Annotated in this window: 11 protein-coding genes; 10 read left to right on the forward strand and 1 reads right to left on the reverse strand. The window is 73.5% G+C overall.

The window, feature by feature from the left end; all coding sequences use genetic code 11:
* The first annotated feature begins 203 nt into the window (after positions 1-203).
* From ACSNOG_RS28135 to ACSNOG_RS28160, 6 genes are all read left to right on the forward strand, one after another.
* Positions 204-995 (forward strand): PspA/IM30 family protein, encoded by a 792-nt coding sequence (locus ACSNOG_RS28135; protein WP_436755512.1) that lies wholly within the window; start codon positions 204-206, stop codon positions 993-995.
* A 39-nt stretch (positions 996-1,034) separates the two neighbouring features.
* Complete coding sequence (gene pspAA, locus ACSNOG_RS28140; protein WP_436755513.1) at positions 1,035-1,313, forward strand: PspA-associated protein PspAA; 279 nt, start codon at positions 1,035-1,037, stop codon at positions 1,311-1,313.
* 102 nt (positions 1,314-1,415) lie between these two features.
* The gene (locus ACSNOG_RS28145) at positions 1,416-2,636 is read left to right on the forward strand and encodes a sensor histidine kinase (protein ID WP_436755514.1); all 1,221 of its coding nucleotides are present in this window, start codon (positions 1,416-1,418) and stop codon (positions 2,634-2,636) included.
* A 438-nt stretch (positions 2,637-3,074) separates the two neighbouring features.
* Positions 3,075-4,133, forward strand: coding sequence for a nicotinate-nucleotide--dimethylbenzimidazole phosphoribosyltransferase (locus tag ACSNOG_RS28150; protein ID WP_436755515.1), 1,059 nt, complete (start codon positions 3,075-3,077; stop codon positions 4,131-4,133).
* A gap of 67 nt (positions 4,134-4,200) precedes the next feature.
* Positions 4,201-5,967, forward strand: a complete 1,767-nt coding sequence (locus tag ACSNOG_RS28155) for a phosphatidylglycerol lysyltransferase domain-containing protein (RefSeq protein ID WP_436755516.1) — start codon at positions 4,201-4,203, stop codon at positions 5,965-5,967.
* On the forward strand, positions 5,964-6,686 hold the full coding sequence (locus ACSNOG_RS28160) for a hypothetical protein (protein ID WP_436755517.1): 723 nt from the start codon (positions 5,964-5,966) through the stop codon (positions 6,684-6,686). The genes ACSNOG_RS28155 and ACSNOG_RS28160 overlap by 4 nt, the downstream gene beginning before the upstream one ends.
* Here the strand turns inward: ACSNOG_RS28160 and ACSNOG_RS28165 are convergent.
* The gene (locus tag ACSNOG_RS28165; protein WP_436755518.1) at positions 6,653-7,390 is read right to left on the reverse strand and encodes a hypothetical protein; all 738 of its coding nucleotides are present in this window, start codon (positions 7,388-7,390) and stop codon (positions 6,653-6,655) included. The genes ACSNOG_RS28160 and ACSNOG_RS28165 overlap by 34 nt on opposite strands.
* 75 nt (positions 7,391-7,465) lie before the next feature.
* On the opposite strand from ACSNOG_RS28165, the gene ACSNOG_RS28170 reads away from it, so the two are divergent.
* From ACSNOG_RS28170 to ACSNOG_RS28185, 4 genes are all read left to right on the forward strand, one after another.
* On the forward strand, positions 7,466-8,263 hold the full coding sequence (locus tag ACSNOG_RS28170; RefSeq protein WP_436755519.1) for an adenosylcobinamide-GDP ribazoletransferase: 798 nt from the start codon (positions 7,466-7,468) through the stop codon (positions 8,261-8,263).
* Between the two features lie 623 nt (positions 8,264-8,886).
* Positions 8,887-10,425 carry a leucyl aminopeptidase gene (locus ACSNOG_RS28175; protein ID WP_436755520.1) on the forward strand — a complete coding sequence of 513 codons (1,539 nt, stop codon included), beginning with the start codon at positions 8,887-8,889 and terminating at the stop codon, positions 10,423-10,425.
* A gap of 302 nt (positions 10,426-10,727) precedes the next feature.
* Positions 10,728-12,116 (forward strand): dihydrolipoyl dehydrogenase, encoded by a 1,389-nt coding sequence (lpdA, locus tag ACSNOG_RS28180; protein ID WP_436755521.1) that lies wholly within the window; start codon positions 10,728-10,730, stop codon positions 12,114-12,116.
* A gap of 49 nt (positions 12,117-12,165) precedes the next feature.
* The gene (locus ACSNOG_RS28185; protein WP_436755522.1) at positions 12,166-13,785 is read left to right on the forward strand and encodes a 2-oxo acid dehydrogenase subunit E2; all 1,620 of its coding nucleotides are present in this window, start codon (positions 12,166-12,168) and stop codon (positions 13,783-13,785) included.
* Positions 13,786-13,848 lie beyond the last annotated feature (63 nt).

Genomic DNA, 13,848 nt, shown 5'->3' on the forward strand with positions numbered 1-13,848 from the left:
ATAAGAGACATCCCCGGAGCTCCCCCGGAGCTCTCCCCGGGTGGATGTCTACTCCCTGCGCCGGAGGACGGCGCCGCGCTGATCGTCCTGGAGGAGGAGCGCAACCGGGTCCGAACAGTGCGGTAATGGAAGCAGGGCCCGTACTGTGGGGTCTGCAAGGTGTGCTGGAGCCGAAGTCCGTCAGAAGGGGGCGCGCGAGGCCCATGAGCGGTGTCATGAAGCGTATGGGAATGATCTTCCGCGCGAAGGCCAACAAGGCCCTGGACCGGGCCGAGGATCCGCGCGAGACCCTCGACTACTCGTACCAGAAGCAGCTCGAGCTGCTCCAGAAGGTGCGCCGCGGCGTCGCGGACGTCGCCACCTCCCGCAAGCGCCTGGAGCTGCAGCTCAACCAGCTCCAGGGCCAGTCCGCCAAGCTGGAGGACCAGGGCCGCAAGGCCCTCGCCCTGGGCCGCGAGGACCTGGCCCGCGAGGCCCTCTCCCGCCGCGCGGCGCTGCAGCAGCAGGTCAGCGACCTGGAGACGCAGCACCAGACGCTGCAGGGCGAGGAGGAGAAGCTCACCCTCGCCGCGCAGCGCCTGCAGGCCAAGGTCGACGCCTTCCGTACGAAGAAGGAGACCATCAAGGCCACCTACACGGCCGCCCAGGCCCAGACCCGCATCGGCGAGGCCTTCTCCGGCATCTCGGAGGAGATGGGCGACGTCGGCATGGCCATCCAGCGCGCCGAGGACAAGACGGCGCAGCTGCAGGCCCGCGCCGGCGCCATCGACGAGCTGCTCGCCTCCGGCGCGCTCGACGACCCCACGGGCATGGCCAAGGACGACATCACCGCCGAGCTGGACCGCCTCTCCGGCGGCTCGGACGTGGAGCTGGAGCTGCAGCGGATGAAGGCCGAGCTGGCCGGCGGCAGCGCCCCGAAGCAGGCCATCGAGGGCGGCAGCGGCGAGGCCGCCTCCCGCGCCGAGCAGGAGCGTCCGCGCTTCGACAAGCAGTAGTCCCCAGGCACCCCGCACCCGACCGAGGGAGAGACCGTCATGATCGTACGGATCATGGGGGAAGGGCAGTGGAAGCTCGACGACGCCCACTTCGTCGAACTCAACAAGCTCGACGACGAGCTGCTGGAGGAGATGGAGGGCGGTGACGAGGAGGGCTTCCGCCGCACGCTCGGCGCCCTCCTGGAAGCCGTGCGCCGGCTGGGCGGCCCGCTGCCCGACGACGCCCTCGAACCCTCCGAGCTGATCCTGCCCGCTCCCGACGCGACCCTCGACGAGGTCCGCCAGATGCTGAGCGACGACGGCCTCATCCCCGGCTGACCGCCCGGGCCCGCTCCGCCCGGTACCGGCACTCCAGCACCCCGCCGCGCCCCTGTCCCCCACCCGGGACGGGGGCGCCGCCACGAGACGGGACCCCTTGCGATGAGCTCCCTCGCCGTTTCCGGCATGGCCCGCCCGCACCGCTGGCTGCGGGCGCACCCCGTCGTCGCCGACTCCCTGCTCGCCGTGGCCGTCTTCGCGATCGTCCTCATCGGGTCGTTCGCGGGGCGGGACCGCGGCACGCAGCCGCCGGAGGCGGGCTTCCTGGTGCTGAGCGCGCTGGCCTGCGCCGCGCTCGCGGCGCGGCGGGCGGCTCCGCGCACGGTGTTGGGCGTGACGTCCGCCCTGACCCTGGCCGAGATCGCGACCCACCGCGCCGGTCCCCCGCGCACCCAGATCGCGATGGCCGTGGTCGTCGCCCTCTACACCGTCGCCTCGCGCACCGAGCGCCCGGCGGCGTGGCGGTTCTCCCTGACCACCGTCGCGGGCCTGACGGGGGCCGTCATGGTCCTCGGCGCGCCGCCCTGGTACTCCCCGGAGAACCTGGGGCTCTTCGCCTGGACCGCCCTCGCGGGGGCCGTGGGCGACGCCGTGCGCAGCCGGCGGGCCTACGTCGCGGCGATCGAGGAGCGGGCGGTACGGGCCGAGCGCACCCGCGAGGAGGAGGCGCGGCGGCGGGTGGCGGAGGAGCGGCTGCGGATCGCGCGCGAGCTGCACGACGTCGTCGCCCACCACATCGCCCTCGTCAACGTCCAGGCCGGGGTCGCCTCGCACATCATGGACAGCCGGCCCGACCAGGCCAAGGAGGCCCTCGCACACGTGCGGGAGGCCAGCCGGTCGGCGCTGTCGGAGCTGCGCGCCACGGTGGGGCTGCTGCGGCAGTACGGCGACCCGGAGGCGCCCACCGAGCCGGCGCCGGGCCTGGGCGTGCTCGACCACCTCGTCGACGGGTTCGCCCGGGCGGGGCTGGACGTGAGGGTCACCGGCGGCGCCGAGGCGGTGGCGGCGGTCGGGACGCTGCCGGCGGCGGTCGACCTGGCGGCCTACCGGGTGGTCCAGGAGGCGCTGACGAACGTCCACAAACACGCGGGCCCGGGCGCGCGGGCCGAGATCACGCTGACCCGCGGCCCGGACGCGCTGTCGGTGACCGTCCTGGACGACGGCACGGGGTGCCCTCCGGGCGGGGGGCCGGGCGGGCACGGGCTGCTCGGCATGCGGGAGCGGGTGGCGGCGCTGGGGGGCGAGTGCGTGGCCGCGCCCCGCGAGGGCGGCGCGCCGGGCTTCTGCGTCCGAGCGACCCTCCCCCTCCGGGGAAGGCCGTAGGGACGGGGCCGCGCCCGGCGAGCCCCTCCGCCACGGCGGCGCGCCACCCCCACGGACCTGTTCGGCGGTGCCGAACCGCCTCCGCTTACGGCCGGCCCGGCACCGCCGGGCACCTCCGGTGGGGGCCGAGCACCTCCGCGGCGGAGGGCACACAGCCGCGCCCCTTGAAGCCGCCGCAACGGCGCGCCACCCCCACGAGCCTGCCCGGCGGTGCCGGACGGCCTCCCCTTACGGCCGGCCCGGCACCGCCGGACACCTCCCGGTGGGGGCGGCTCCGCGTTGCGGCGGAGGGGCGGTGCCGGGCAACGAGACCCGGGCGTCGGCCCGGCGGCCGGCCCGGAACCGCCGCGGCGGGTTCAAGGGGCGCCCCGCAGGCGAACCGGCAGCAACCCGTACGAGCCAGGTCTAGCCGACCTCCGGGCGGGTAGTGTTCGGCGGATGAGCGGTCTGAATCTTGATGACTTCGCCACGCTGATCGAGCGCCCCGACCCGGGCGTGCGGCGGGACGCGGAGGAGCGGCGGGAGCGGCTCGGGCTGCGGCCCGGGGCGCTGGGGCGGCTGGACGAGCTGGCCGAGTGGCTCGCCGCGGCGCAGGGGGCGGTGCCGGTCAAGCCGGTGGAGCAGGTCACGGCCCTGGTGTTCGCGGGCGACCACGGGGTCGCGGAGCTGGGCGTCTCCGCCGGGCCCGAGGGCGGCGCGGCGGTCCTGGTGAAGGCGGCGCTGGCCGGCGAGAGCGCGGGCGCGGTGCTGGCCCGGCGGGCCGGGGCGCGGCTGCGCGTGGTCGACATGGCGGTGGACTGCGATCCGGCGGAGCTGCCCGAGGAGGTGACCCGCCACCGTGTCAGGCGCGGATCCGGCCGAATCGACATCGAGGACGCGCTGACCGTGGAGCAGGCGGAGCAGGCGTTCCGCGCGGGCATGGCGATCGCCGACGAGGAGGCGGACTCGGGCACCGACCTGGTGGTTCTGGGCGATCTGAGCGTCGGCGGCACGACGGCTGCCGGCACGCTGATCGGCGCCCTGTGCGGTACGGACGCCTCGGTGGTGACCGGCCGCGGCGGCTTCGGCATCGACGACCTGGCGTGGATGCGCAAGTGCGCGGCGATCCGGGACGGCCTGCGCCGGGCCCGCCCGGTGCTGGGCGACCAGCTGGAGCTGCTGGCGGCGACGGGCGGCGCCGATCTGGCCGCCGCCACGGGTTTCCTGCTGCAGAGCGCGGTGCGCCGCACCCCGGTGATCCTCGACGGAGTCGTCTCCGCGGCGTGCGCCCTGGTCGCCCAGCGGGTCGCGTTCCGCGCGCCGGACTGGTGGCTGGCGGGGCAGGCCGGCGGCGATCCGGCCCAGGCGAAGGCGCTTGACCGGATGGCGCTCAACCCTCTGCTCGATCACGGCGTCACTGTGGGCGAGGGGACAGGGGCGCTGCTCGCTCTGCCATTGGTGCAGGCGGCCGCGGCCCTGGCGGCGGAGCTTCCCGAGCGGCTTCCGGTACGCGACTGACCTCCCGGTCGGCCGGTGCGAAGAGCGCGGATCCCGCCGCAGACGGTGCCCCGAATGATGATCTTTCATGGGAGAAGTCCGCTTGACTCCGGATGAGGGCGCGCCCGCTGGCCTGCGGTCACGGCGCGCCGCCGCGTGCGCCGTGTGGTACCTGCGCTTCGTCACGTTCGTCAATCTGCTCAGCGCGGTGTGGGTGTCGTTCGGCGCGGACATCCGGCGTCACAACGACGACGAGTTCTTCACCCCGTACCTGCTGACGGCGGGCTTCGCGTCGGCGCTGTGGTCGTTCGTCATGGCGGTCACGCTGCGCCGGCGCAAGCGGGCGTCGTGGATCCTGAACCTGGTGCTGGCCGGGCTGTTCCTGGTGTTCATGGCGACGCTCATGTTCTCCAGGGAGTTCAACCGGCACGCCCTGAACTGGTTCTCGCTGGTGGCCACGGGCCTGTTCGTGGGCGCTCTGCTGGCCGGCCGCAAGGAGTTCTACGCCAAGGGCGACCGCTCCAACCCCAAGCTGGCGGCGATCGTCGCCGCGGTCGGCCTGCTGGTCACCTCGCTGACGGCGGCGCTGCTGGTGCGGGCCGCGAACGATGCCCCGGACGAGTACCGGGCGTCGTTCTTCGACCGCTGGCACTACGGCTTCATGCGGCTGATCTCGCTGCAGGTCGACGAGAGCGCCTACCCGGGTCTGGACATCCCCGGGTGGGTGGACGTCACCATCAACGTGATGAGTTCGGTCCTGCTCCTGGTCGTGGTGTACGCGGCCTTCCGGGCCCGCCGTGCCACCGACCCGCTCACCGCTGAGGACGAGGAGAAGCTGCGCGCCCTGCTCGACCGGCACGGCGACCGCGACTCCCTCGGCTACTTCGCGCTGCGCCGCGAGAAGAGCGTCATCTGGTCCCCCAGCGGCAAGGCCGCGGTCACGTACCGCGTCGTGGGCGGGGTCTCGCTGGCCTCCGGCGACCCCATCGGCGATCCGGAGGCCTGGCCGGGGGCCATCGAGCCGTGGCTGGCGGAGGCCCGCGAGCACGGCTGGATCCCCGCGGTGATGGGCGCGAGCGAAGAGGGCGGCACGATCTACGCGCGCCACGGCATGGACGCCCTGGAGCTGGGTGACGAGGCCATCGTGGACACCTCGGAGTTCACCCTCGAAGGCCGCGCGATGCGCACCGTCCGGCAGGCGTACAACCGCGTCAAGCGCGCGGGCTACACCGTGCGGATCCGGCGTCACGAGGACATCCCCGAGGAGGAGATGGCCCGGCTGCTGCAGCGCGCCGACGACTGGCGCGACGGCGCGACCGAGCGGGGCTTCTCGATGGCGCTGGGCCGGCTCGGCGACGCGCTCGACGGCCGCTGCGTGATGCTGGAGTGCCACGACGGCGACGGTGAGCTGCGCGCCCTGCTCAGCTTCGTGCCCTGGGGTCCCAAGGGGCTCTCGCTGGACCTGATGCGGCGCGACCGCGACTCCGAGAACGGCCTGATGGAGTTCATGGTCATCGAGCTGCTGCAGCAGGCCAAGGGGCTCGGCATCAGCCAGGTGTCGCTGAACTTCGCGATGTTCCGGTCGGTCTTCGAGCGCGGCTCCCGGCTGGGCGCGGGGCCGGTGCTGCGGGCGTGGCGCTCGCTCCTCAGCTTCTTCTCCCGCTGGTGGCAGATCGAGTCCCTCTATCGAGCAAATGCGAAATACCGCCCCATCTGGGAGCCTCGTTTCATGCTGTTCGAGAAGAGCAGCGATCTGCTGCGGATCGGCATCGCGAGCGCCCGCGCCGAGGGCTTCCTGGAGGCTCCCGGCCTGCCCAAGTGGCTCAACCGCAAGCACCTGGAGAGCCGACGATGAACCGCGCGGCGCTGCGCCGCGCCGCGCTCACCGAGTGGGGCCCGCTGGCCGGGACCGTCCGGCGGGCGCTCGTACGCAAGAAGTTCCGGGCGATCCCGATGACCCTGGCGGCCGTCGTCCTCACCTCGATCTTCCAGATCGTCCAGAACCAGTCCTGGGGCTTCGAGCCGGTGCAGCGCATCGGCTCGGTGCAGGCGCAGCTGCCGTGGTGGGTCGCGCTGCTGCGCACGCCGCTGTCGCTCTTCGTCCCGGCCCTCGACCTGCCCGTGTGGGGGGCGCTCGCGCAGGTCCTGCTGGTCTTCGGCATCGCCGAGATCTGCCTGGGCAAGTGGCGCACCCTCGCCATCTGCTACGTGGCGACGCTCGCCGGGACGATGTACGCGCGGCTGGCGGTGCACCTCGGTCCCGATTCGGTGTTCGGGCTGCCGGCGGAGGCCGCGAAGGTCGTCGACACCGGGCCGTCGGCGGCCGTCGTAGGGCTCGCGATCTTCGTCTCCTGGCGCTACCGGGCCTGGTTCACCTGCGCCGCGGTCGTGCTCGCGATGGCGGTGGAAGTGGTGATCAAGCCGAATCTGGCGGGGAAGGAGCACGTCGCGGCCGTCGTCGCGGTGCTCGCGCTGGGCGCGGCGGACGAGGTGCGGCGCAGACGGCGCGCGGGCGGCGCGCAGCAGGACGTGCCGCGCGGTCAGCGGTCCGGGGCGCCCGCCAGCAGATCGTGAATCCTGTTGCGGACCGCCTCCCAGCGCGCGTCGTGCCGGTAGGCCCGCACCCGGGCCCGGCGGCGGGCCCGCGGCCGGTGGCGGTAGAAGCGCCGCGCCCACGGTGAGCCGGGGCGGGCCAGGCGCACCGCGCCGAAGAGGGCGACGAAGGGGACCACCGCGCCGATCAGGGCGATCCGGGGCTTGCCCTTGGCCAGGGCGAACAGGGCGATCAGGAAGTTGACCAGGACGTTGACGATCACGAGGCGGCGGTCGTGCAGCTCCTCCGGACTCAGCTCGTTCACCCCGAAGGGCAGGAAACCGGCCAGCACCAGGCCCACGAGGGCCGCCGTCAGCACGACGAGCTCGACGCTCTTGCGGCCCTGTTCCGTCCAGTAGACGTCGTCCAGGTGCAGGACCAGCGCGAACTCGTCCAGGACGAGGCCCGCGCCGGTGCCGAACAGGACGGCGGCCGCCATCGCCCCGAAACCGTGCCGGCCCGAGGCGACGGCGCCGAAGCCGCCGATCACCGTCAGCACGACGCCGGGCACCACGTGGTGGACGTGCACGCCGCCGGGGCTGATGTTGCGGAAGGGGCCCTTGCCCGCGCGGATCAGCCGGGTGATGACGCGGGTCACCAGGAAGGTCAGGACGAAGGCGGCCAGGGCGAGCAGCAGGGGCAGTTTCCCCGGCTCCACGATGTTCCGGCTCAGCCACTGGCCCATGACGTACGCACCCGCTCCCGATCGGCCCTCCACCGGCAACCTACTGCCCCGGGCGGGCCGGATAGTGTGCCCGCGATGACCGACACGACACCCGCGCGCGCCACCGCCTGTGACGCCCTGCGCTTCGCCTTCGGCACGCTCACCGTGCTGCCCGTCCGCCTCACCCGCTGGGACCGCCCCGCCGCGCGCGGCGGCATGCTCGCGGCGCCGCTGGCGGGGCTCGTGGTCGGGGCGGGGGCCGCGGCGGCGGGGACGGCGCTCCTGGCGCTGGGGTCCGGGCCGCTCCTGGCGGCGGTGGCCTCGGTGGCGGTGCCGGCGGTCCTCACCCGCGGCCTCCACCTGGACGGACTGGCGGACGTCGCGGACGGGCTGGGCAGCGGGAAGCCGGCGGCGGACGCGCTGCGCATCATGAAGCAGTCGGACATCGGCCCCTTCGGCGTCGTCACGCTCCTGCTCGTCCTGCTGGCGCAAGTGGCGGCGCTGTCCGGGGCGTACGCGGCGTCTCCGCTGCGGGGGGCGCTCGCGGCGCTGACGGCGGCGGTGACGGCCCGCTGCGCCCTGACCCTGGCCTGCCGCCCCTCCGTCCCGGCGGCCCGCCCCGAGGGCCTGGGGGCGGCCGTGGCGGGCGCCGTACCGGTCCGCGGCGCGCTGGCGGCGGGGGTGGCGGTCGTGGCGTCCTGCGCGGCGTGGGGCGTCTTCCTGGGCCCGTACGGGCCCCTCCACACGGCCGCGGCCGCCGCGGCGGGCCTCCTCGGCGCGGAACTCCTCCTCCGCCGCTGCGTCTCCCGCCTGGGCGGCACCACGGGCGACGTCTTCGGCGCCCTGGCGGAAACCGCCACCACGGCAACCTTGGTGACCCTGACTCTGGGCTAGCCCGGAACGCGGCGAGCCCCCACCCGCCGGACCCGGCAACGCCGAGCCCGGCCGGGCCACGGCGGCCCCGCCGGCCGGCACGGTGGCGGCTGATCACCGCCGCGGCGGAAGAAAGAACCCGACCGGCAACCCCAGCCCCCTGACCGCCGCAACGGCGAGAACCCCACCCGGCCGCCCCGGCGGTGCCGAGCCCGTGACGGCACCGCCGGACGGCACCGCCGTAGCCGGTCGCCACCGCCCGGAAGGGCGCCGGCGGCAACGGCTCGCCCCAGCGCCCCCACACAAGCGCCCACCAGGCATTCCTTCACCGCCGCAACGGCGAGCACCGCATGCGTCCGCCCCGGCGGTGCCCGCCCGGCCCATGCCGGCCACGGCACCGCCGGACAGGGCCGCGGCGGCCGGCCACCACCGCGGCGGACGCAACGCGGCTGCACCGGACCCGCACGTTCCGGCCACCCCCGGAGGCCGCGCGCCCGCCCCCGCCGGCCCGGCGCGAGCCGAACCACGAGGCTGCCGACGACCCTTGGATGCCCCCCGCAGGGATATGGCGCATACGATGCCCGGGGTGCGGCCGACCCACCCGCTCGGCCGAGAAACTCAACGGAAGTAGGGACCTCACCACCGTGTCTGCTCTGACTCTCAGCACTTCCAGTGCGGCGACGCTGCGCGCGGACGCCGTCGTCGTCGGCGTGGCGAAGGGCCCGAAGGGCCCCGTCGTCGCGGCCGGCGCCGAAGCCGTTGACAAGGCCTTCGACGGCAAGCTGGCCGCCGTCCTGGAGGCCCTCGGCGCCACCGGCGGCGAGGGGGAGACGACCAAGCTCCCCGCCCCGTCCGGGATGAAGGCCCCGGTCGTGCTGGCGGTCGGCCTGGGCGACGCCCCGGCGAAGGACGAGGCCTTCGGCCACGAGGCCCTGCGCCGCGCCGCGGGCTCCGCGGCCCGCGCGCTGGCCGGCTCCAAGAAGGCCGCGTTCGCCCTGCCCGTGGAGGACGCCGACGCCGCCGGCGCGGTCGCGGAGGGCGCCCTGCTCGGCGCGTACTCCTACCGCCCGGCGGGCGACGGCGCCGCCAAGAAGAACGGCAAAGACGAGAAGGCCGCCAAGGGCGCCCCGCTCGCCGAGATCGCCCTGCTGGGCGGCAAGCCGCGCGACAAGGCGTTCAAGGCCGCCGCCGAGCGCGCCGCGATCGTGGCCGAGGAGCTCAACCGCGCCCGCGACCTCGTCAACATGCCGCCGAACGACCTCGACCCGAAGACCTTCGCCGCCACGGCCCAGGCCGCCGGCAAGGAGTTCGGCCTCAAGGTCGAGGTGCTGGACGAGAAGGCGCTGCTCAAGGGCGGCTTCGGCGGCATCATGGGCGTCGGCCGCGGCTCGGACGCCCCGCCGCGCCTGGTGCGCATCGGCTACACCCACCCGAAGGCGGAGAAGACCCTGGCCCTGGTCGGCAAGGGCATCACCTACGACTCGGGCGGCATCTCCCTGAAGCCGGCCGGCCACAACGAGACCATGAAGTGCGACATGGCCGGCGCCGCCGCCGTGTTCGCCGCGGTCGTCTCCGCCGCCCGCCTGGGCCTGCGGGTCAACGTCACCGGCTGGCTGGCCCTCGCCGAGAACATGCCTTCCGGTTCCGCCACCCGCCCGGGTGACGTCCTGCGCATGTACGGCGGCAAGACCGTCGAGGTCCTGAACACGGACGCCGAGGGCCGCCTGGTCCTGGGCGACGCCCTGGCCCGCGCCTCGGAGGAGAACCCGGACGCGATCGTGGACGTCGCCACCCTCACGGGTGCCATGGTGCTCGCGCTGGGCAACCGCACGTTCGGCGTCATGGCCAACGACGACGCGTTCCGCACCTCGGTCTACGAGATCGCCGAGGAGGTCGGCGAGCAGGCGTGGCCGATGCCGCTCCCCGCCGAGCTGCGCAAGGCCATGGACTCCCCGGTCGCCGACTTCGCCAACATGGGCGAGCGGATGGGCAGCGGCCTGCTCGCGGGCATCTTCCTGAAGGAGTTCGTGGGCGAGGGCATCACCTGGGCGCACCTGGACATCGCCGGACCGGCGTACCACGAGAGCGCCCCGTACGGCTACACCCCGAAGGGCGGCACCGGCTCCGCCGTCCGCACGCTGGTCCGCCTGGCGGAGCGCACCGCCGCCGGCGACCTCGGCTGAGCGCCGCCCCTTCCGCACGGCCCGTACGGCCCGCACGGTCCCGCGGCTTTTGCCCGGGGCCGTGCGGATCCGTTCGCTTGTAACGAAATACCTCGGCCGTACGCACGAGTAACCCCCGAAGGTGACGCAACCGTCGTCTCCGGGACCGGCCCGGCGTCCCGCCGTCCGTCAACAAATGCGAAGATGTTGTCTCGGCAGGACAGGGCCCCCCAATCACAGGGCCGAAGAAACGCGGCCGAACGACAGCCGCCGCCCGGTCATCGGTGACCGGCTCCGGCGTACCCATGCATGGAGGACGTGACGTGGCGAACGACGCCAGCACCGTTTTCGACCTAGTGATCCTCGGAGGCGGTAGCGGCGGTTACGCCGCCGCCCTGCGCGGAGCGCAGCTGGGTCTCGACGTCGCCCTGATCGAGAAGAACAAGCTGGGCGGCACCTGCCTGCACAACGGCTGCATCCCCACCAAGGCGCTGCTGCACGCCGGTGAGGTCGCGGACCAGGCTCGCGAGAGCGAGCAGTTCGGTGTCAAGGCCACCTTCGAGGGCATCGACATCGCGGGCGTCCACAAGTACAAGGACGACGTGATCGCCGGCCTGTACAAGGGCCTGCAGGGCCTGGTCGCCTCCCGCAAGGTGACCTACATCGAGGGCGAGGGCCGCCTGTCCTCCCCGACGTCGGTGGACGTGGGCGGCCAGCGCATCCAGGGCCGCCACGTCCTCCTGGCGACCGGCTCCGTGCCGAAGTCGCTGCCGGGCCTGGAGATCGACGGCAACCGCATCATCTCCTCGGACCACGCGCTCGTCCTGGACCGCGTCCCGAAGTCCGCGATCATCCTGGGCGGCGGCGTCATCGGCGTCGAGTTCGCCTCCGCGTGGAAGTCCTTCGGCACCGACGTCACCATCGTCGAGGGCCTGAAGCACCTCGTCCCGGTCGAGGACGAGAACAGCTCCAAGCTGCTGGAGCGCGCGTTCCGCAAGCGCGGCATCAAGTTCAACCTCGGCACCTTCTTCCAGAAGGCGGAGTACACCGCCGACGGTGTCAAGGTCACCCTTGCGGACGGCAAGGAGTTCGAGGCCGAGGTGCTGCTGGTCGCCATCGGCCGCGGCCCGGTCTCCCAGGGCCTGGGCTACGAGGAGCAGGGCGTCGCGATGGACCGCGGCTACGTCCTGGTCGACGAGTACATGCGCACCAACGTGCCGACCATCTCGGCCGTCGGTGACCTCGTCCCGACCCTCCAGCTCGCGCACGTCGGCTTCGCAGAGGGCATCCTGGTTGCGGAGCGGCTGGCCGGTCTCAACCCCGTGCCGGTCGACTACGACGGCGTGCCGCGCGTCACGTACTGCCACCCCGAGGTCGCTTCCGTCGGCATCACCGAGGCGAAGGCCAAGGAGCTGTACGGCGCCGACAAGGTCGTCGCTCTGAAGTACAACCTCGCGGGCAACGGCAAGAGCAAGATCCTGAAGACCGCGGGCGAGATCAAGCTCGTCCAGGTCAAGGATGGTGCCGTCGTCGGTGTCCACATGGTCGGCGACCGCATGGGTGAGCAGGTCGGCGAAGCCCAGCTGATCTACAACTGGGAGGCGCTGCCGGCCGAGGTCGCGCAGCTCATCCACGCGCACCCGACGCAGAACGAGGCTCTGGGCGAGGCTCACCTGGCCCTGGCCGGCAAGCCGCTGCACTCGCACGACTAAGTCCCGAGCGCACCACCATCCGCACTACTCGTAAGGAGCAACCGCAACCATGGCGGTTTCCGTAACCCTGCCGGCGCTCGGCGAGAGCGTGTCCGAGGGCACCGTCACCCGTTGGCTCAAGGCCGAGGGTGAGCGCGTGGAGGCCGACGAGCCGCTGCTCGAGGTCTCCACCGACAAGGTCGACACCGAGATCCCGGCCCCCGCGTCCGGCATCCTCGCCTCCATCAAGGTGGCCGAGGACGAGACGGTCGAGGTCGGCGCCGAGCTCGCGATCATCGACGACGGCACCGGCGCCCCCGCCGCTGCCGAGGCTCCGGCCGCTGCCGAGGCGCCCGCCGCCCCGGTCGCCGCGGCCCCCGCCGCTCCGGCTCCGGCCGAGGCCGCCCCCGTCGCCGAGGCGCCCGCCGCTCCGGCCGCCGCCGAGGCTCCGGCCGGCGGTGCCGCCGAGGGCACCGACGTCGTCCTGCCCGCGCTGGGCGAGTCGGTCACCGAGGGCACCGTCACCCGCTGGCTGAAGCAGGTCGGCGAGACGGTCGAGGCCGACGAGCCGCTGCTCGAGGTCTCCACCGACAAGGTCGACACCGAGATCCCGGCCCCGGTCTCCGGCGTGCTGCTGGAGATCGCCGTCGGTGAGGACGAGGTCGCCGAGGTCGGCGCCAAGCTCGCCGTGATCGGTTCTGCGGCTGCTCAGGGGGCCGCGGCTCCGGCCGCTGCCGCTCCGGCTGCCGCTGCCGCCGTCACCGACGGTGCCTACGTCACGCCGCTGGTGCGCAAGCTCGCCGCCGAGAACGCCGTGGACCTCACCCGGGTCCAGGGCACCGGCGTCGGCGGCCGCATCCGCAAGCAGGACGTCATCGCCGCCGCCGAGGCCGCCAAGGCCGCGCCGGCCCCGGCCGCCGCTCCCGCCGCCGCCGCGCCGAAGGCCCCTGCCCTGCAGGCCTCGCCGCTGCGCGGTCAGACGGTCAAGATGCCGCGCATGCGCAAGGTCATCGCCGACAACATGATGAAGGCGCTGCACGGCCAGGCCCAGCTCAGCTCCGTGATCGAGGTGGACATCACCAAGATCATGCGGATGCGCGGCAAGGCCAAGGACTCCTTCGCCCAGCGCGAGGGCGTCAAGCTGTCGCCGATGCCGTTCTTCGTCAAGGCCGCCGTCCAGGCGCTGAAGGCCTACCCGGTCATCAACGCCCGGATCAACGAGGACGAGGGCACCATCACCTACTTCGACTCCGAGAACGTCGGCATCGCCGTCGACTCGGAGAAGGGCCTGATGACCCCGGTCATCAAGGGTGCGGGTGACCTCAACATCGCGGGCATCGCCAAGAAGACGGCGGAGCTGGCCGGCAAGGTCCGCACGGGCAAGATCAGCCCGGACGAGATGTCCGGCGCGACCTTCACGATCAGCAACACCGGCTCGCGCGGTGCGCTGTTCGACACGGTCATCGTGCCCCCGAACCAGGTCGCGATCCTGGGCATCGGTGCGACCGTCAAGCGCCCGGTGGTCATCAGCCACCCGGAGCTGGGCGAGACCATCGCCGTCCGCGACATGACCTACGTGACGCTCTCCTACGACCACCGTCTGGTGGACGGCGCCGACGCCGCCCGCTACCTGACCGCGGTCAAGGAGCTCCTGGAGGCCGCCGAGTTCGAGGCCGAGATCGGCCTGTAGTCCTCGCGGCACGGCAGGACGTCATCAGGGCGCGGCCCCGGCTCGTTTCGTACGAGCCGGGGC

Source organism: Streptomyces sp. URMC 124 (genome assembly GCF_051386455.1).
GTDB lineage: Bacteria > Actinomycetota > Actinomycetes > Streptomycetales > Streptomycetaceae > Streptomyces.

Bases quoted from the DNA above. Each gene is read 5' to 3' on its own strand.
- ACSNOG_RS28150 (WP_436755515.1), top strand. From the start codon at position 3,075: ATGAGCGGTCTGAATCTTGATGACTTCGCCACGCTGATCGAGCGCCCC.
- ACSNOG_RS28170 (WP_436755519.1), top strand. From the start codon at position 7,466: ATGACCGACACGACACCCGCGCGCGCCACCGCCTGTGACGCCCTGCGC.
- ACSNOG_RS28160 (WP_436755517.1), top strand. From the start codon at position 5,964: ATGAACCGCGCGGCGCTGCGCCGCGCCGCGCTCACCGAGTGGGGCCCG.
- ACSNOG_RS28155 (WP_436755516.1), top strand. From the start codon at position 4,201: ATGGGAGAAGTCCGCTTGACTCCGGATGAGGGCGCGCCCGCTGGCCTG.
- pspAA (WP_436755513.1), top strand. From the start codon at position 1,035: ATGATCGTACGGATCATGGGGGAAGGGCAGTGGAAGCTCGACGACGCC.
- ACSNOG_RS28165 (WP_436755518.1), bottom strand. From the start codon at position 7,390: ATGGGCCAGTGGCTGAGCCGGAACATCGTGGAGCCGGGGAAACTGCCC.
- ACSNOG_RS28145 (WP_436755514.1), top strand. From the start codon at position 1,416: ATGAGCTCCCTCGCCGTTTCCGGCATGGCCCGCCCGCACCGCTGGCTG.
- ACSNOG_RS28185 (WP_436755522.1), top strand. From the start codon at position 12,166: ATGGCGGTTTCCGTAACCCTGCCGGCGCTCGGCGAGAGCGTGTCCGAG.
- ACSNOG_RS28135 (WP_436755512.1), top strand. From the start codon at position 204: ATGAGCGGTGTCATGAAGCGTATGGGAATGATCTTCCGCGCGAAGGCC.